The 16,279-nt window shown below is 57.4% G+C and carries 10 protein-coding genes, 1 tRNA gene and 3 rRNA genes; 5 read left to right on the forward strand and 9 right to left on the reverse strand.

Going from position 1 to position 16,279, the window contains the following annotated elements; translation table 11 throughout:
- The first annotated feature begins 88 nt into the window (after positions 1-88).
- The 5 genes from iclR to CLM71_RS21780 all read left to right on the forward strand — a co-directional run bounded on the left by iclR (position 89) and on the right by CLM71_RS21780 (position 5,708).
- Entirely contained in the window at positions 89-919 is an 831-nt protein-coding gene (gene iclR, locus CLM71_RS21760) for a glyoxylate bypass operon transcriptional repressor IclR (protein WP_105232857.1), read from the forward strand.
- Positions 920-1,180: 261 nt separating this feature from the next.
- The gene (gntK, locus tag CLM71_RS21765) at positions 1,181-1,720 is read left to right on the forward strand and encodes a gluconokinase (RefSeq protein ID WP_105232858.1); all 540 of its coding nucleotides are present in this window, start codon (positions 1,181-1,183) and stop codon (positions 1,718-1,720) included.
- On the forward strand, positions 1,717-3,054 hold the full coding sequence (gene gntU, locus CLM71_RS21770) for a gluconate transporter (protein ID WP_105232859.1): 1,338 nt from the start codon (positions 1,717-1,719) through the stop codon (positions 3,052-3,054). The genes gntK and gntU overlap by 4 nt, the downstream gene beginning before the upstream one ends.
- Positions 3,055-3,174: 120 nt before the next feature.
- The gene (gene edd / locus CLM71_RS21775; RefSeq protein WP_105232860.1) at positions 3,175-4,989 is read left to right on the forward strand and encodes a phosphogluconate dehydratase; all 1,815 of its coding nucleotides are present in this window, start codon (positions 3,175-3,177) and stop codon (positions 4,987-4,989) included.
- Between the two features lie 77 nt (positions 4,990-5,066).
- On the forward strand, positions 5,067-5,708 hold the full coding sequence (locus CLM71_RS21780) for a bifunctional 4-hydroxy-2-oxoglutarate aldolase/2-dehydro-3-deoxy-phosphogluconate aldolase (RefSeq protein WP_105232861.1): 642 nt from the start codon (positions 5,067-5,069) through the stop codon (positions 5,706-5,708).
- 27 nt (positions 5,709-5,735) lie between these two features.
- Here CLM71_RS21780 and aceK read toward each other — a convergent pair whose 3' ends face one another.
- The 9 genes from aceK to CLM71_RS21825 form a co-directional block, all read right to left on the reverse strand.
- Positions 5,736-7,481 carry a bifunctional isocitrate dehydrogenase kinase/phosphatase gene (aceK, locus tag CLM71_RS21785; protein ID WP_105232862.1) on the reverse strand — a complete coding sequence of 582 codons (1,746 nt, stop codon included), beginning with the start codon at positions 7,479-7,481 and terminating at the stop codon, positions 5,736-5,738.
- Positions 7,482-7,550: 69 nt separating this feature from the next.
- A complete protein-coding gene (gene aceA / locus CLM71_RS21790) occupies positions 7,551-8,858 on the reverse strand; it encodes an isocitrate lyase (protein ID WP_105232863.1) in 1,308 nt (435 codons plus the stop codon).
- 35 nt (positions 8,859-8,893) lie between these two features.
- The gene (gene aceB / locus CLM71_RS21795) at positions 8,894-10,492 is read right to left on the reverse strand and encodes a malate synthase A (RefSeq protein WP_105232864.1); all 1,599 of its coding nucleotides are present in this window, start codon (positions 10,490-10,492) and stop codon (positions 8,894-8,896) included.
- 386 nt (positions 10,493-10,878) lie between these two features.
- Positions 10,879-11,808, reverse strand: a complete 930-nt coding sequence (gene metA / locus CLM71_RS21800) for a homoserine O-succinyltransferase (protein WP_105232865.1) — start codon at positions 11,806-11,808, stop codon at positions 10,879-10,881.
- A 134-nt stretch (positions 11,809-11,942) separates the two neighbouring features.
- On the reverse strand, positions 11,943-12,611 hold the full coding sequence (locus CLM71_RS21805) for a hypothetical protein (RefSeq protein ID WP_145961085.1): 669 nt from the start codon (positions 12,609-12,611) through the stop codon (positions 11,943-11,945).
- A gap of 157 nt (positions 12,612-12,768) precedes the next feature.
- Positions 12,769-12,884 (reverse strand): 5S ribosomal RNA (gene rrf / locus CLM71_RS21810).
- Between the two features lie 44 nt (positions 12,885-12,928).
- A tRNA-Thr gene (locus CLM71_RS21815) sits at positions 12,929-13,004 on the reverse strand.
- A gap of 13 nt (positions 13,005-13,017) precedes the next feature.
- Positions 13,018-13,133: ribosomal RNA gene (gene rrf / locus CLM71_RS21820) — 5S ribosomal RNA — on the reverse strand.
- Between the two features lie 106 nt (positions 13,134-13,239).
- Positions 13,240-16,147, reverse strand: a 23S ribosomal RNA gene (locus CLM71_RS21825).
- Between the last annotated feature and the right edge of the window lie 132 nt (positions 16,148-16,279).

Consider the following 16,279-nt stretch of genomic DNA (forward strand, 5'->3'; position numbering starts at 1 on the left):
AACACATCCGATGAGCGCAAACGCCGCTTGCAATCCATACTTAAAAAACGAAAATAAATTCCATGATACGGAAAAAGGAAGCGTAACCATGGCGACACCCGTTCCCGCCAAACGCGGCAAGAAGCCCCGCAGCGCCGCACCCGCCACCGGCAGCACCACCGGCCAGGTGCAGTCGCTGACCCGCGGCCTGAAACTGCTGGAATATATTGCCGAAGCACAAGGCAATGTAGCGCTGACCGATCTGGCGCAGCAGGCCGGCCTGCCCAATTCCACCACTCACCGTTTACTGACCACCATGCAGCAGCAGGGCTTTGTCCGTCAGGTCGGCGATCTCGGCCTGTGGACCATCGGTTCCCACGCCTTTGTGGTCGGCAGCAGTTTTCTGCAGAGCCGCAACCTGCTGGCCATGGTGCATCCGACACTGCGCCGGCTGATGGAAGAGTCCGGCGAAACCGTCAATCTGGCGGTGATGGACAAGGCCGAATATCAGGCGATTATTATCGATCAGGTGCAGTGCAACGCGCTGATGCGCATGTCGGCGCCAATCGGCGGCAAGCTGCCGATGCACGCATCCGGCGCCGGCAAAGCATTTCTGGCCGCGCTGGCCGATGAGCAGGTCACCAAATTGCTGCATCAGAAGGGTATGCATACTTACACGCCGCGCACCCTGACGCCGCATAACCTGAAGGAAGGGCTGGCGCAGATCCGCAAACAGGGCTTTTCTTTTGATGATGAAGAGCACGCGCTGGGGCTGCGCTGCGTTGCGGCCTGTATTTTCGACGAGCACCGCGAAGCCTTTGCCGCCATCTCCATTTCCGGCCCGGTGTCGCGCATTACCGACGACCGGGTGATCGAACTGGGCGCGCTGGTGATCCATGCCGCCAAAGAGATCAGCCTGGCTTACGGCGGCGTCCGCTGATTCCCCCAACCCTCTCTGCCGGGAGAGGGTTTCCGCGCTTTTCTGCTGATTCCCCGTCTGGGCGTACACATGTTAACCATGTGTAAAATTAAGCTGCCAAATTGTTTCCCTGCTAAGTAAAAGCTTGAAGCCGATCACAGTTAACGATCGTCAAAGGTAAAGCCGTTTGCCTCCTATACAGCTTGCCTCGAAAATGTTACCGATAACATGTTACCGGTAACAGAAGGCGGTAACGCCAATTTCAGGTTTGGGAGCTACACCATGACCAATAATCAAAACCGTATTTACGTCATCATGGGCGTTTCCGGCAGCGGGAAATCCGCCGTTGCCGCCGCGGCAGCCCGCCAATTGTCTGCCGGTTTCCTCGACGGGGATTTCCTGCATCCCCGCAGCAACATTACGAAAATGGCCGAAGGCGTTGCGCTGAATGATGACGACCGCGCCCCCTGGCTGGCCGCGCTCAACGACGCCGCCTTCGCCATGCAGCGCACCAACAACGTCTCCATCATCGTCTGTTCGGCGCTGAAAAAGCATTATCGTGACCGCCTGCGCGCCGGCAACGCCAACCTGTCGTTTATCTATCTGCATGGCGATTTCCCGGTGATCGAAGCGCGCATGGCCGCGCGTAAAGGCCACTTCTTCAAGCCGCAGATGCTGGTCTCACAGTTTGACGCGCTGGAGCAACCCGGCGCCGACGAAAGCGACGTGATGGCCGTGGACATCAACCAGCCGCTTGAGGCGGTGATCGCCGATACGCTGCAGCATATCCGCAGCTTTATGCCGCAGGAGGCGTGCGCGTGAGTACCCTGACATTAGTGGGTACCGCCGTCGGCTCGGTTCTGTTGCTGCTGTTTCTGGTGATGAAGGCGCGCATGCACGCCTTCGTCGCCCTGATGTTGGTTTCCATTGCCGCCGGTATTTTCTCCGGCATGCCGCTGACCACCATCGCCGATACCATGCAAAAAGGCATGGGCGATACGCTGGGCTTTCTGGCGATCGTTGTGGCGCTGGGGGCGATGTTCGGCAAAATCCTGCATGAGGTCGGGGCGCTGGATCAGATTGCCTCCTACCTGCTGAAACGCTTTGGTGAAAACAAGGCGCATTATGCGCTGGGCATCGCCGGTCTGGTGTGTGCGTTGCCGCTGTTCTTCGACGTCGCCATCGTGCTGCTGATCGGCATTGTGTTCGCCGTGGCGCGCCGCACCGACGGCAATATCGTCAAACTGGCTATCCCGCTGTTTGCCGGCGTGGCCGCCGCCGCATCCTTCCTGCTGCCAGGGCCGGTGCCGATGCTGCTGGCCGCCCAGATGAAAGCCGACTTCGGCTGGATGATCGCCATCGGTCTGGTGGCGGCGGTGCTCGGTATGCTGATCGCCGGGCCGCTGTACGGCAGCTTTATCAGCCGCTTTGTGAACTGGCAGATGCCGGCTGACGAAGCCGAACCGGTCAAACTGAAGGGCACCATGCCCTCCTTCGGCTTCAGCCTGGCGCTGGTGCTGTGCCCGCTGGTGCTGGTCGGGATGAAAACCATCGGCGCCCGTCTGGTGACGCCGGGCACGCCGCTGCACGACTGGCTGGAGTTTATCGGCCACCCGTTCACCGCCATCCTGATCGCCTGCCTGATCGTGATTTACGGCCTGGCGAAACCGCGCGGCATGACCAATGAACAGACGCTGGCCATCTGCTCCGCCGCGGTACAGCCGGCCGGGATTATTTTGCTGATGACCGGCGCCGGCGGCGTCTTCAAGCAGATTCTGGTGGATTCCGGCGTAGGCCCGGCGCTGGGCGACGCCATGATCGGCGCGGGCCTGCCCATTGCCGTCGCCTGCTTCGCCCTTTCCGCGCTGGTGCGCGTGCTGCAGGGTTCGGCAACGGTCGCCTGTCTGACCACCGTCGGCCTGGTGCTGCCAATCACCAGCCAGTTGGGACTCGGCGGCGGCCAGCTGGCGGCACTGGCCATCTGTATCGCCGGCGGCTCTATCGTGTTGAGCCACGTTAATGACGCCGGTTTCTGGCTGTTCGGCAAGTTTACCGGCGCCAACGAGATGCAAACGCTGAAAACCTGGACGGTAATGGAAACCATCCTCGGCACCACCGGCGGGGTGGTCGGCATGATCGCCTTCACCCTGTTCTGATTTGACACACCGATAACAACACCAGTAACGGCCCTCGGCATGCCGCCCCCTCTGGGACACCAGCCGCATCCGAGGGCCCCGCCATCCGGCGGGCCTATAACGAAAAAATGTGAGGAAGGTATGATTAACTCAACCCTATCCCGTGTAACGCAACGCATTATTGAACGCTCCAAACCGACCCGCACCGCCTATCTGGCGCGCATTGAGGCAGCCCGCTGTAAAACTGTGCACCGCTCCCAACTGGCCTGCGGCAACCTGGCGCACGGCTTCGCCGCCTGCCAGCCGGATGATAAAACCGCGCTGAAGAATATGGTGCGCAGCGATATCGCCATTATCACCGCCTACAACGATATGCTGTCCGCCCACCAGCCCTATGAAGACTACCCGCAGCGGCTGAAGCAGGCACTGAACGCCGTGGGCGCGGTCGGCCAGGTGGCCGGCGGCGTACCCGCAATGTGCGACGGCGTTACCCAGGGCCAGGACGGTATGGAGCTGTCGCTGATGAGCCGCGATGTGATTGCCATGTCCGCAGCGGTCGGCCTGTCGCATAACATGTTCGACGGCGCGCTGTTCCTCGGCATCTGCGACAAGATCGTGCCGGGGCTGGTGATGTCGGCCCTCTCTTTCGGCCATCTGCCGGCGCTGTTCGTCCCCGCCGGGCCGATGACCAGCGGACTGCCGAATAAAGAAAAAGTGCGCGTGCGCCAGCTGTATGCCGAAGGCAAGGCCGATCGTCAGGCGCTGCTGGAAGCCGAAGCGGCCTCTTATCACAGCATCGGCACCTGCACCTTTTACGGCACCGCCAACACCAACCAGATGATCATGGAAGTGATGGGCCTGCACCTGCCGGGCGCCTCTTTCGTGCATCCGAACACCCCGCTGCGCGACGCGCTGAACGATGCGGCGGCGCGTCAGGTGACGCGTCTGACCGAAACCGCCGGCAACTATCTGCCCATCGGGCGCCTGGTGGATGAGAAGGTGGTGGTTAACGGCATCGTCTCGCTGCTGGCGACCGGCGGCTCCACCAACCTGACCATGCATATGGTGGCAATGGCCCGTGCGGCAGGCATTATCATCAACTGGGATGACTTCTCCGAACTGTCGGAAGCGGTGCCGCTGCTGTGCCGGATTTACCCGAACGGCCCGGCGGACATCAACCAGTTCCAGGCCGCCGGCGGCGTACAGCTGGTGGTACGGGAACTGCTGCAGCATGGCCTGCTGCATCAGGATGTGCATACCGTCGCCGGCTTCGGCCTGGAGCGCTATACCCAAGAGCCGTGGCTGGACAACGGCCAGTTGGCCTGGCGCGACGGCGCAGACAGCTCGCTCGACGCCGGCGTGATTGCCAGCATCGCCCAGCCGTTTGAACACCACGGCGGTACCAAGGTGATGTCCGGCAACCTTGGCCGTGCGGTGATGAAAACCTCCGCCGTACCGGCGGACAACCAGATTATCGAGGCGCCGGCGGTGGTGTTTGAAAGCCAGCACGATATCGTACCGGCGTTTGAAGCCGGCCAGCTGGACAAAGATTGCGTGGTCGTGGTGCGCTTCCAGGGACCACAGGCCAACGGCATGCCGGAACTGCACAAACTGATGCCGCCGCTGGGCGTGCTGATGGACCGCGGCTTCAAGGTAGCGCTGGTTACCGACGGCCGCCTGTCCGGCGCCTCCGGCAAGGTGCCTTCCGCCATCCACGTGACGCCGGAAGCCTACGCCGGCGGCGCGCTGGCGAAAGTGCGCAACGGCGATATGATCCGCGTTAACGGCCGCAGCGGCGAGCTGACGCTGCTGGTCGATGAGGCCGAACTGGCGGCGCGCGAGGCTTATCAACCCGATCTGAGCGCAGAACACGTCGGCTGCGGCCGCGAGCTGTTCGGCGCATTACGCAGCCAGCTGTCCGGTGCCGAACAGGGCGCCTGCTGCATTACATTTTAACCGCAAGCGGCGTGCGGCTGGGGGCGTCAACCATCAGCCGCCTGCCGCCTGAGGTCTATTCTGGAGAGGAACCGTCTATGAATAACTGGAAAACAAGCGCTGAGCAGATCCTGACGTCCGGCCCGGTCGTCCCGGTCATCGTCATCAATAAACTGGAGCATGCGGTGCCGCTGGCAAAAGCATTGGTTGCCGGCGGCGTGCGCGTGCTGGAAGTGACGCTGCGCACCGACTGCGCGCTGGACGCCATCCGCGCCATCGCCAATGAGGTGCCTGAAGCCATTATCGGCGCGGGCACCGTGATTAACGCCCAGCAGTTGCAGGCAGTCACCGACGCCGGCGCGCAGTTCGCCATCAGCCCCGGCCTGACCGACTCCCTGCTGCAGGCCGCTACCGCCGGCAGCATTCCGCTGATTCCGGGCATCAGCAGCGTCTCAGAACTGATGCTGGGTATGGATTACGGCCTGCGCGAGTTTAAATTCTTCCCGGCCGAAGCCAACGGCGGCGTGAAGGCCCTGCAGGCGATCGGCGGCCCGTTCCCGCAGGTGCGTTTCTGCCCGACCGGCGGCATTTCGCCGAACAACTATCGCGACTATCTGGCGCTGAAAAGCGTGCTGTGCATTGGCGGCTCCTGGCTGGTGCCAGCGGACGCGCTGGAAAGCGGCGACTACGGGCGCATTACCGAGCTGGCGCGTGCGGCCGTGGCCGGCGCCAACGCATAATCGTAGCGGGCGCAGCCAGGCTGCGCCCTACGCCGTGGCCGACAGCGGCGCTGCGCCGCGCTGGCTAAAGCGCCGCCTTTTGCGGTAGGCGAAGACGTCTTCTACATGCCCCTGGCGGATACGCTGCTGCAGGCCCCGCCAATACTCCGCCTCAAACAGATCGCCGTGCAACGCCTCGAAAACCTGGCGGATACGCGGATCGCTGCACAGAAAATGGCGAAACTCCTCGGGGAACACGTCGTTGGGCGCGATGCTGTACCACGGCTCGCTGGCCAATTCGTCTTCCGGATAGCGCGGCGGCGGAATATCGCGGAAGTTCACCTCGGTCATATAGCAGATTTCATCGTAATCGTAGAACACCACCCGCCCGTGGCGCGTCACGCCAAAGTTTTTAAACAGCATATCCCCCGGGAAAATATTCGCCGCCGCCAGCTGTTTGATGGCGTTGCCGTACTCTTCAATCGCGTCATGCGTCTGCTGCTCGTCGGCCTGCTCCAGGTACAGATTCAGTGGCGTCATGCGACGCTCCATATACAGGTGGCGGATAATGATGCGGTCGCCCAGATCCTCCAGCTTTTCCGGCACCTCACGCTGCAATTCCGCCAGCAGTTCCGGGCTGATGCGCGCCTTGTCGATGACAAAGTTCTCATACTCCTGAGTATCGGCCATCCGCCCGACCCGGTCATGCTCCTTTACCAGTTGGTAGCAGGCCATCACCTGCGCCGGCGTCACCTCTTTCTGCGGCGCAAAACGGTCCTTAATCACTTTGAAGACCCGATCGAACGACGGCAGGGTAAACACCAGCATCACCATGCCCTTCACCCCCGGCGCAATAATAAATTGCTCCTGCGAGCGGGCCATAAACGTCAGGTATTCGCGATAGCATTCGGTTTTACCGTGCTTCTGGCAGCCAATCGCCATATACAATTCGGCGGTGGTTTTACCCGGTAAGATTTCCCGCAGCCATTCGACCATCGCCGCCGGCAGCGGTGCATACACCATAAAATAAGAGCGGGCGAAGCCAAAGACGATGCTGGCCTCCTCTTTGCTGGTCAGGCAGGTATCGATAAACAGCGCGCCGGATTCGCTGTGGTGAATCGGCAACAGAAAAGGGAATACGCCACCCGTGGTGCGCAGCTTGCCTACCAGCCAGGCGGCCTTATTGCGATAAAACAGTTCGTTGGCGATTTGAAAGGTGCCGTCGGCCAGCTGCGCCGGTGCAAATGCCTGCCGCAGCGCCGCCGTGACATAGCGGATATCACGCGCCAGATCCTCCCAGGGCAGGCGCAGCGGCAAATCGGTCAGCAGGGTGTGCAGCATGGCGGACAGATCGCCGTTTGGCACCACGTCGCGCGCCAGCGGACGGGGAATGTCGCGAAAGCGCCGTTCCGGCTGCGAGCTGAAGACAAACAGCTTTTCCGGCGTTAAATCACGATGCTTAAACAGCCGGCAGTAGACCGAGTTAAAAAAACTCTCGGCGATCTCAAAGCGCGGATACTCCGGTAGCAGTTCGGTGTATACCGCTTTGACCCGACAGGGAAAATCCGCATCAAAATCTTGCTTGCCGGTAATACATTTCAGCTGTTCCACCACCAGACCAACGTGGTGATCATACAGGTGGATACGCTTTTTCATCGCCTGCTGCACCGCAGGCCAGTCCGCACGTTCAAAACGCTGCTGCGCCCCGGCGGTGACCTCCAGAAAGCGCCCGTACTGCGCATCAAAGCCCTGCAGGATAGTCTGCGCGATCAACAACTCCATTTTTGCTGCCATCGAGATCCTCCCACCATGCCTGTCGGGCCGGGCTGACGCCCGGCCCTGCGCAAGCCAACGTCGAAACGGCTAGAACTGCTGCTCTTCGGTGGAGCCGGTCAGCGCGGTTACCGAGGAGGCACCGCCCTGAATCACCGTGGTTACCCGATCGAAATAGCCGGTTCCCACCTCCTGCTGGTGCGACGCGAAGGTATAGCCGCGGCTGCTGGCGTCAAACTCCGGCTGCTGCACTTTCTCCACGTAGTGTTTCATGCCCTCGCCCTGCGCGTACGCATGGGCCAGGTCGAACATGTTGAACCACATGCTGTGGATGCCGGCCAGGGTAATAAACTGGTATTTGTAGCCCATCGCCGACAGTTCCTCCTGGAAGCGGGCAATGGTCTGGTCGTCGAGGTTCTTTTTCCAGTTGAACGACGGCGAGCAGTTATAGGCCAGCAGCTTGCCGGGGAACTTAGCGTGGATCGCTTCGGCAAAGCGTCTGGCGGCCGCCAGATCCGGCGTAGAGGTTTCACACCACACCAGGTCGGCATAAGGCGCATAGGCCAGCCCGCGGCTGATCGCCTGTTCAATCCCAGCCTGAGTGCGGAAGAAACCTTCCACGGTGCGATCGCCGGTCACGAACTCGCGGTCGTAAGGGTCACAGTCTGAAGTCAGCAGGTCGGCCGCATCGGCATCGGTGCGGGCAATCAGCAGCGTCGGCACGCCCAGCACGTCAGCCGCCAACCGCGCCGCTACCAGCTTCTGAATCGCTTCCTGCGTCGGCACCAGCACTTTCCCCCCCATATGACCGCACTTCTTCACCGCCGCCAGCTGGTCTTCAAAGTGCACGCCGGCGGCGCCGGCCTCTATCATCGCCTTCATCAGCTCAAAGGCGTTCAGCACCCCGCCAAAGCCCGCTTCCGCATCGGCGACGATCGGCAGGAAGTAATCGACATAGCCCTGGCTGCCCGGCTCAATGTTATTCGCCCACTGGATCTGATCGGCGCGTCGGAACGTATTGTTAATCCGTTCCACTACCGCCGGCACGGAATCAACCGGGTACAGCGACTGGTCCGGATACATGGCGGAGGCGGTGTTGGCATCCGCCGCCACCTGCCAGCCCGACAGATATACGGCTTCCACGCCGGCTTTGGCCTGCTGCAGCGCCTGCCCGCCGGTCAGCGCCCCCAGACAGTTGACATAGCCTTTACGCGCGCCGCCGTGCAGCAGCTCCCACAGTTTGGCGGCGCCGTTTTGCGCCAGCGTGCAGACCGGGTTAACCGAACCGCGCAGGTTGATCACATCTTCCGCGCTGTACGGGCGGGTGATGCCTTCCCAACGTGCGGATTTCCATTCCTGTTCCAGCTGTTGGATCTGTTGGCTACGAGAAGTCGTCATAATTGTTATCCTTGCGTTGTAGGGTGAGGAATGGTTCAGGCCAAGAGCTCATAACCCGGCAGGGTCAGAAAATCGATCAGTTCATCTTGCGTGGTGATGCGTTCCATCAGGCGCGCCGCCTCGTCGAACCGGCCGGCGTTAAAGCGCGCTTCTCCCACTTCCTGACGAATGACCAACATCTCTTCGTTCAGCATTTGACGAAACAGCGCCTTGGTGACCAGTTGTCCGTCGCTGAGAGATTTTTCATGATGGATCCACTGCCAGATGGAAGTACGTGAGATTTCCGCCGTGGCGGCATCTTCCATCAGTCCGTAGATCGGTACGCAGCCGTTGCCCGAAATCCACGCTTCGATGTACTGCACCGCCACCCGGATGTTGGCGCGCATACCGGCTTCGGTACGTTCGCCCTCGCATGGCTCCAGCAGTTGCTCGGCAGTAATCGGCGCATCCTGTTCCCGCATCACCTCCAACTGGTTACGACGCTCGCCCAGCACTTGGTCAAACACCGCCATCACGGTATCGGCCAGCCCCGGATGCGCCACCCAGGTGCCATCATGGCCGTTGTCCGCCTCCAACTGTTTGTCTGCCCGCACCTTGTCCAGCACCCAGGCATTTTTTTCCGCATCTTTACTCGGTATAAACGCCGCCATGCCGCCCATGGCAAAGGCACCGCGCCGGTGACAGGTTTTAATCAGCAGGCGGGAGTAGGCGCTCAGGAAGGGTTTATCCATGGTGACCGACTGGCGATCCGGCAATACGCGATCGGCGTGATTCTTCAGCGTTTTGATATAGCTGAAAATATAATCCCAGCGGCCGCAGTTCAGGCCGACGATATGGTCGCGCAGGTGATACAGGATCTCATCCATCTGGAACACCGCCGGCAACGTTTCAATCAGCAGGGTCGCTTTGATGGTGCCCCGCGGCAGGTCGAAACGATCTTCGGTAAAGCTGAACACCTCGCCCCACCAGGCCGCCTCCTGCCACGACTGAGTTTTCGGCAGATAGAAATAGGGGCCGCTGCCATTTTCCAGCAGTTGGCGGTAGTTATGGAAAAAATACAACGCAAAATCGAACAGGCCGCCCGGAATAGCTTCGCCCCGCCACTGCACATGTTTTTCCGGCAGGTGCAGGCCACGCACGCGGGCAATCAATACCGCCGGATCCGGCTTCAACTGGTAAATTTTACCGGCTTCGTTGGTATGGGAGATGGTGCCGTTCACCGCATCGCGCAGGTTGATTTGGCCGTCGATCACCTTGTCCCAGCTGGGCGCCAGCGAGTCTTCAAAGTCCGCCATAAATACTTTCACATTGGCGTTCAGCGCATTGATCACCATCTTGCGTTCAACCGGCCCGGTGATCTCCACGCGGCGATCGCGCAGGTCCTCAGGGATACCGCGTATTTTCCAGTCACTTTCACGAATGGAAGCCGTTTCCGAAATAAAACCAGGCAGCCCACCGCGATCGATCGCTGCCTGTACGTCAACGCGCGCAGCCAGCAATTCATTACGCTGCGGTGTGAACTTGCTGACCAGTTCGGCCAGAAACTCGACCGCACCATCGGTCAGTATCAGTCGGTCTGCCGCACTCAATCCCTGAGTAAACGTTAACTCCGTCCCTACTGTCTGTTGCGTCATTGTCATGCTCCTTCCCATCTTGCCCGCCCATGGCCGCTAGCCGGGGCGCTCTGCTCATCAAATATTGCGCGGGTTCAGGAGGGATAAAACGACCGTAAACTGGTCAGATCTCACCCTGCATGCTTTAAGAATAACCAACAAATAATAAAAATCAAAAACCATTTCCATTTTTAATTTAATTTATATTTTAATCTTTTGTTATCAGTTAATTACGGAAATTTAACAAATAATAGCTACAGGAAAGTAATTCCAATAATTAAAAAACGGAAGGATAACTGACTGTAAATAAAGGAGTTACAGGGCGTTGCATAGAAAGAAAGGAGAAATAAAAAGAGAGAGGGGATGACGGCGGCCTCGATTCAGCCGCCAGGAAAAAATGAAAATGACTATTCGAGAGTAGGATTCATGTGGCGCAGATCAAACGGTGTGATCTGGTAGACGTAATAGTTCAGCCAATTGGAGAACAGCAGGTGTCCATGACTGCGCCAGGAGGCTTTAGGGGGTAAATCTGGGTTGTCATCGGGGAAGTAATTGAGCGGTACGGTGGGGTTGAGGCCGGCATCGTAATCACGACAATACTCTCCCGCTAACGTCAGCGCATCGTACTCCGGGTGGCCCGTAACAAAGGCCAAACGCTTGTCCTTGCTGGCAAACAGGTAGGCGCCTGCCTGCTCAGATTCAGCCAGGATATCAAGGTCAGTATACCGACGGATTATCTCCGTCGGGAAATCCGCATAGCGTGAATGCGGTGCCAGAAAGGTTTCATCAAAGCCGCGGGTCAGCAACGCATGCTGCTGCAGCGTCTGGTGTTGATAAACCCCTGACAGCTTCTCTTCAAGCGTCATCTTCGGGATGCCATACAGGATATTCAACGCCGCCTGCACCGCCCAGCAGACAAATAGCGTGGAGGTTACGTGCTCCTTAGCCCAATCGATAACGCGTTCGATCTGCGGCCAATAGGCAACATCACAAAAGTCGACTAATCCCAGCGGGGCACCGGTGACGATCAGACCATCGTAATTGTCATGCTGAATATCTTCAAAGTTACAGTAGAAGTTATTCAGGTGTTCGGCCGGCGTGTTCTTAGATTCACGGCTGTCGATACGCAGCAGTTGAATATCAATCTGCAGCGGTGAGTTGGACAGTAAACGCAGGAACTGATTTTCCGTCTCTATTTTTTTTGGCATCAGGTTAAGGATCAGCACCTTTAACGGCCTGATTTCCTGCGTTTTTGCCCGTGAGGATGTCATCACGAAGACATTCTCATTACGCAAGAAACAGACCGCAGGTAACTCATCAGGAACACGAATCGGCATTACTTAATCCTCACACATCCGTTTATACGTTTAGACTTCTAGATGCCCGACGATAGCGTTTTTTAAATCCAATGTCGAGCATTCAGCCGGAAGGTGAAAATGTTTCATTTCTGGCCGCGTTCCTGCGGTAACAATCAGCGTTTACGCAGTACGCCATCCGGGTTGGCGTTCATCAGACCGCAGCTCTCGCCGTTAGTGATGATTAAGTATTCTCCTAAACGATGCAGCTTCAGTTCACAGGGCGCATCTGTCGGCTGCGGCGCAATCAACTGCGCATCTTGTTGATTCACCGGCATGGTAAACGGGAACACCGTGCTGATACGGCCAGGATCGCTGCCGCCTCCAATAAACTGATACACCGCCTGCCGACTTGTTATCTTCAGTTGGCGGTGGCTGTCACTGCTCACCCAGACGCCGCGCCAATCGGCCGGGGTGACATCGGGCAGTACCCGCAGCGTATCCGCTTTTAACCAGTTAGCTGTTTGGGTACCTTTGCCATTAATGTAATAACCGCAACGGTAACCTCTCTGTTCCGGCCCAACCACCAGGCGATCGCCGGCAATCAGATAGCTACGCCCTTGCTGCAGATGGCCGTTTTCCAGTTTTGGATTCTCGTTCCAGTCATCCGGATAGCGGTAGTCGAAGAAATAACTCTTGGCAGTAATTTCAGCCAGTTGCGCACGATCTTGCGGCTGCTCATCTTGCATGCCGTGGCAAAACAGCCCGGACTCAGCGGCAGCGGACGGCACGTAAATCGTGGCAGAGAGAAGCATGCAGATAGTGAAGAGAGGACGTATTTTCATGGGTTCACTCCTGTGAACATAGGCAGATTGGCTAATTTTAATTAACCATCATCCTTTTAGGAACGCAAAGAGGTAGATTTGACAGGAAACGTACTTTGAATAATGGGCAAAACAAAAAGCCCTGTGCTGATGCACAGGGCTTTTTGTTTTATTTGATGCTTGGCAGTGTCCTACTCTCGCATGGGGAGACCCCACACTACCATCGGCGCTACGGCGTTTCACTTCTGAGTTCGGCATGGGGTCAGGTGGGACCACCGCGCTATTGCCGCCAAGCAAATTCTTTTTCTGCCGAACTTCTCAACCCACTTTGAATAAAGTGGTGCTGATACCCAGAGTCGAACTGGGGACCTCACCCTTACCAAGGGTGCGCTCTACCAACTGAGCCATATCAGCACACAAATTTGATGCCTGGCAGTGTCCTACTCTCGCATGGGGAGACCCCACACTACCATCGGCGCTACGGCGTTTCACTTCTGAGTTCGGCATGGGGTCAGGTGGGACCACCGCGCTATTGCCGCCAGGCAAATTCTGTTTTAATCAACCCGCAACGTTTCCACGCCGCCAGTCAATCCAATCTCGGAACTTCACTGAAAATCAAATCGCGTCTCTAAAACACCTTCGGTGTTGTAAGGTTAAGCCTCACGGTTCATTAGTACTGGTTAGCTCAATGCATCGCTGCACTTACACACCCAGCCTATCAACGTCTTAGTCTTAAACGTTCCTTCAGGGGCCTTAAAGGCCCAGGGAAGACTCATCTTGAGGCAAGCTTCGCGCTTAGATGCTTTCAGCGCTTATCTTTTCCGCACTTAGCTACCGGGCAATGCCATTGGCATGACAACCCGAACACCAGTGGTGCGTTCACTCCGGTCCTCTCGTACTAGGAGCAACCCCTCTCAATCTTCCAACGCCCACGGCAGATAGGGACCGAACTGTCTCACGACGTTCTAAACCCAGCTCGCGTACCACTTTAAATGGCGAACAGCCATACCCTTGGGACCTACTTCAGCCCCAGGATGTGATGAGCCGACATCGAGGTGCCAAACACCGCCGTCGATATGAACTCTTGGGCGGTATCAGCCTGTTATCCCCGGAGTACCTTTTATCCGTTGAGCGATGGCCCTTCCATTCAGAACCACCGGATCACTAAGACCTGCTTTCGCACCTGCTCGAGCCGTCACTCTCGCAGTCAAGCTAGCTTATGCCTTTGCACTAACCTCACGATGTCCGACCGTGATTAGCTAACCTTCGTGCTCCTCCGTTACTCTTTGGGAGGAGACCGCCCCAGTCAAACTACCCACCAGACACTGTCCTCACCCCCGATTAGGGGGCCGAGTTAGAACATCAAACATTAAAGGGTGGTATTTCAAGGTTGGCTCCATGCAGACTGGCGTCCACACTTCAAAGCCTCCCACCTATCCTACACATCAAGGCTCAATGTTCAGTGTCAAGCTATAGTAAAGGTTCACGGGGTCTTTCCGTCTTGCCGCGGGTACACTGCATCTTCACAGCGAGTTCAATTTCACTGAGTCTCGGGTGGAGACAGCCTGGCCATCATTACGCCATTCGTGCAGGTCGGAACTTACCCGACAAGGAATTTCGCTACCTTAGGACCGTTATAGTTACGGCCGCCGTTTACCGGGGCTTCGATCAAGAGCTTCTGGTTACCCATAACCCCATCAATTAACCTTCCGGCACCGGGCAGGCGTCACACCGTATACGTCCACTTTCGTGTTTGCACAGTGCTGTGTTTTTATTAAACAGTTGCAGCCAGCTGGTATCTGCGACTGGCTTCAGCTCCATCCGCAAGGGACTTCACCTACGCGCCAGCGTGCCTTCTCCCGAAGTTACGGCACCATTTTGCCTAGTTCCTTCACCCGAGTTCTCTCAAGCGCCTGGGTATTCTCTACCTGACCACCTGTGTCGGTTTGGGGTACGATTTCGTGTTACCTGGAGCTTAGAGGCTTTTCCTGGAAGCTTGGCATCAACTACTTCTGCACCGTAGTGCATCGTCATCACGCCTCAGGGTTAACAAGCAACCGGATTTACCAGGTCACTCCCCCTACACGCTTAAACCGAGACAACCGTCGCTCGGCTAGCCTAGCCTTCTCCGTCCCCCCTTCGCAGTAACACCAAGTACAGGAATATTAACCTGTTTCCCATCGACTACGCTTTTCAGCCTCGCCTTAGGGGTCGACTCACCCTGCCCCGATTAACGTTGGACAGGAACCCTTGGTCTTCCGGCGTGCGGGTTTTTCACCCGCATTATCGTTACTTATGTCAGCATTCGCACTTCTGATACCTCCAGCATGCCTCGCAGCACACCTTCAACGGCTTACAGAACGCTCCCCTACCCAACAACGCATAAGCGTCGCTGCCGCAGCTTCGGTGCATGGTTTAGCCCCGTTACATCTTCCGCGCAGGCCGACTCGACCAGTGAGCTATTACGCTTTCTTTAAATGATGGCTGCTTCTAAGCCAACATCCTGGCTGTCTGTGCCTTCCCACATCGTTTCCCACTTAACCATGACTTTGGGACCTTAGCTGGCGGTCTGGGTTGTTTCCCTCTTCACGACGGACGTTAGCACCCGCCGTGTGTCTCCCGTGATAACATTCTTCGGTATTCGGAGTTTGCATCGGTTTGGTAAGCCGGGATGGCCCCCTAGCCGAAACAGTGCTCTACCCCCGAAGATGAGTTCACGAGGCGCTACCTAAATAGCTTTCGGGGAGAACCAGCTATCTCCCGGTTTGATTGGCCTTTCACCCCCAGCCACAAGTCATCCGCTAATTTTTCAACATTAGTCGGTTCGGTCCTCCAGTTAGTGTTACCCAACCTTCAACCTGCCCATGGCTAGATCACCGGGTTTCGGGTCTATACCTTGCAACTAGACGCCCAGTTAAGACTCGGTTTCCCTACGGCTCCCCTATTCGGTTAACCTTGCTACAAAATATAAGTCGCTGACCCATTATACAAAAGGTACGCAGTCACACCACGAAGGTGCTCCCACTGCTTGTACGTACACGGTTTCAGGTTCTATTTCACTCCCCTCGCCGGGGTTCTTTTCGCCTTTCCCTCACGGTACTGGTTCACTATCGGTCAGTCAGGAGTATTTAGCCTTGGAGGATGGTCCCCCCATATTCAGACAGGATAACACGTGCCCCGCCCTACTCATCGAACTCACGACCTGTGCATCTTCGTGTACGGGACTATCACCCTTTACTGTGCGACTTTCCAGACGCTTCCACTGACACACAAGCCGATTCAGGTTCTGGGCTCTTCCCCGTTCGCTCGCCGCTACTGGGGGAATCTCGGTTGATTTCTTTTCCTCGGGGTACTTAGATGTTTCAGTTCCCCCGGTTCGCCTCATGCCACTATGTATTCATGACATGATAGTGTGTCGAAACACACTGGGTTTCCCCATTCGGGTATCGTCGGTTATAACGGTTCATATCACCTTACCGACGCTTTTCGCAGATTAGCACGCCCTTCATCGCCTCTGACTGCCTAGGCATCCACCGTGTACGCTTAGTCACTTAACCTCACAACCCGAAGGTGTCTTCCGACATCATCGTGTTGCTACATTTGAGAGACTCTATGACAGGTTACTCCTCATCCCGAACGTCTACGGGGGACAAGTTTCAGCTGCCATGTTTCAATTTTCAGCTTGTTCC

Source organism: Serratia sp. MYb239 (assembly GCF_002966855.1).
Lineage (GTDB): Bacteria > Pseudomonadota > Gammaproteobacteria > Enterobacterales > Enterobacteriaceae > Serratia_B > Serratia_B rhizosphaerae.

What these genes read in the sequence shown, in the direction of transcription:
- gntK (WP_105232858.1), top strand. Translation starts at nt 1,181, where the DNA reads ATGACCAATAATCAAAACCGTATTTACGTCATCATGGGCGTTTCCGGC.
- metA (WP_105232865.1), bottom strand. Translation starts at nt 11,808, where the DNA reads ATGCCGATTCGTGTTCCTGATGAGTTACCTGCGGTCTGTTTCTTGCGT.
- aceB (WP_105232864.1), bottom strand. Translation starts at nt 10,492, where the DNA reads ATGACGCAACAGACAGTAGGGACGGAGTTAACGTTTACTCAGGGATTG.
- aceK (WP_105232862.1), bottom strand. Translation starts at nt 7,481, where the DNA reads ATGGCAGCAAAAATGGAGTTGTTGATCGCGCAGACTATCCTGCAGGGC.
- aceA (WP_105232863.1), bottom strand. Translation starts at nt 8,858, where the DNA reads ATGACGACTTCTCGTAGCCAACAGATCCAACAGCTGGAACAGGAATGG.
- edd (WP_105232860.1), top strand. Translation starts at nt 3,175, where the DNA reads ATGATTAACTCAACCCTATCCCGTGTAACGCAACGCATTATTGAACGC.
- CLM71_RS21780 (WP_105232861.1), top strand. Translation starts at nt 5,067, where the DNA reads ATGAATAACTGGAAAACAAGCGCTGAGCAGATCCTGACGTCCGGCCCG.
- iclR (WP_105232857.1), top strand. Translation starts at nt 89, where the DNA reads ATGGCGACACCCGTTCCCGCCAAACGCGGCAAGAAGCCCCGCAGCGCC.
- CLM71_RS21805 (WP_145961085.1), bottom strand. Translation starts at nt 12,611, where the DNA reads ATGAAAATACGTCCTCTCTTCACTATCTGCATGCTTCTCTCTGCCACG.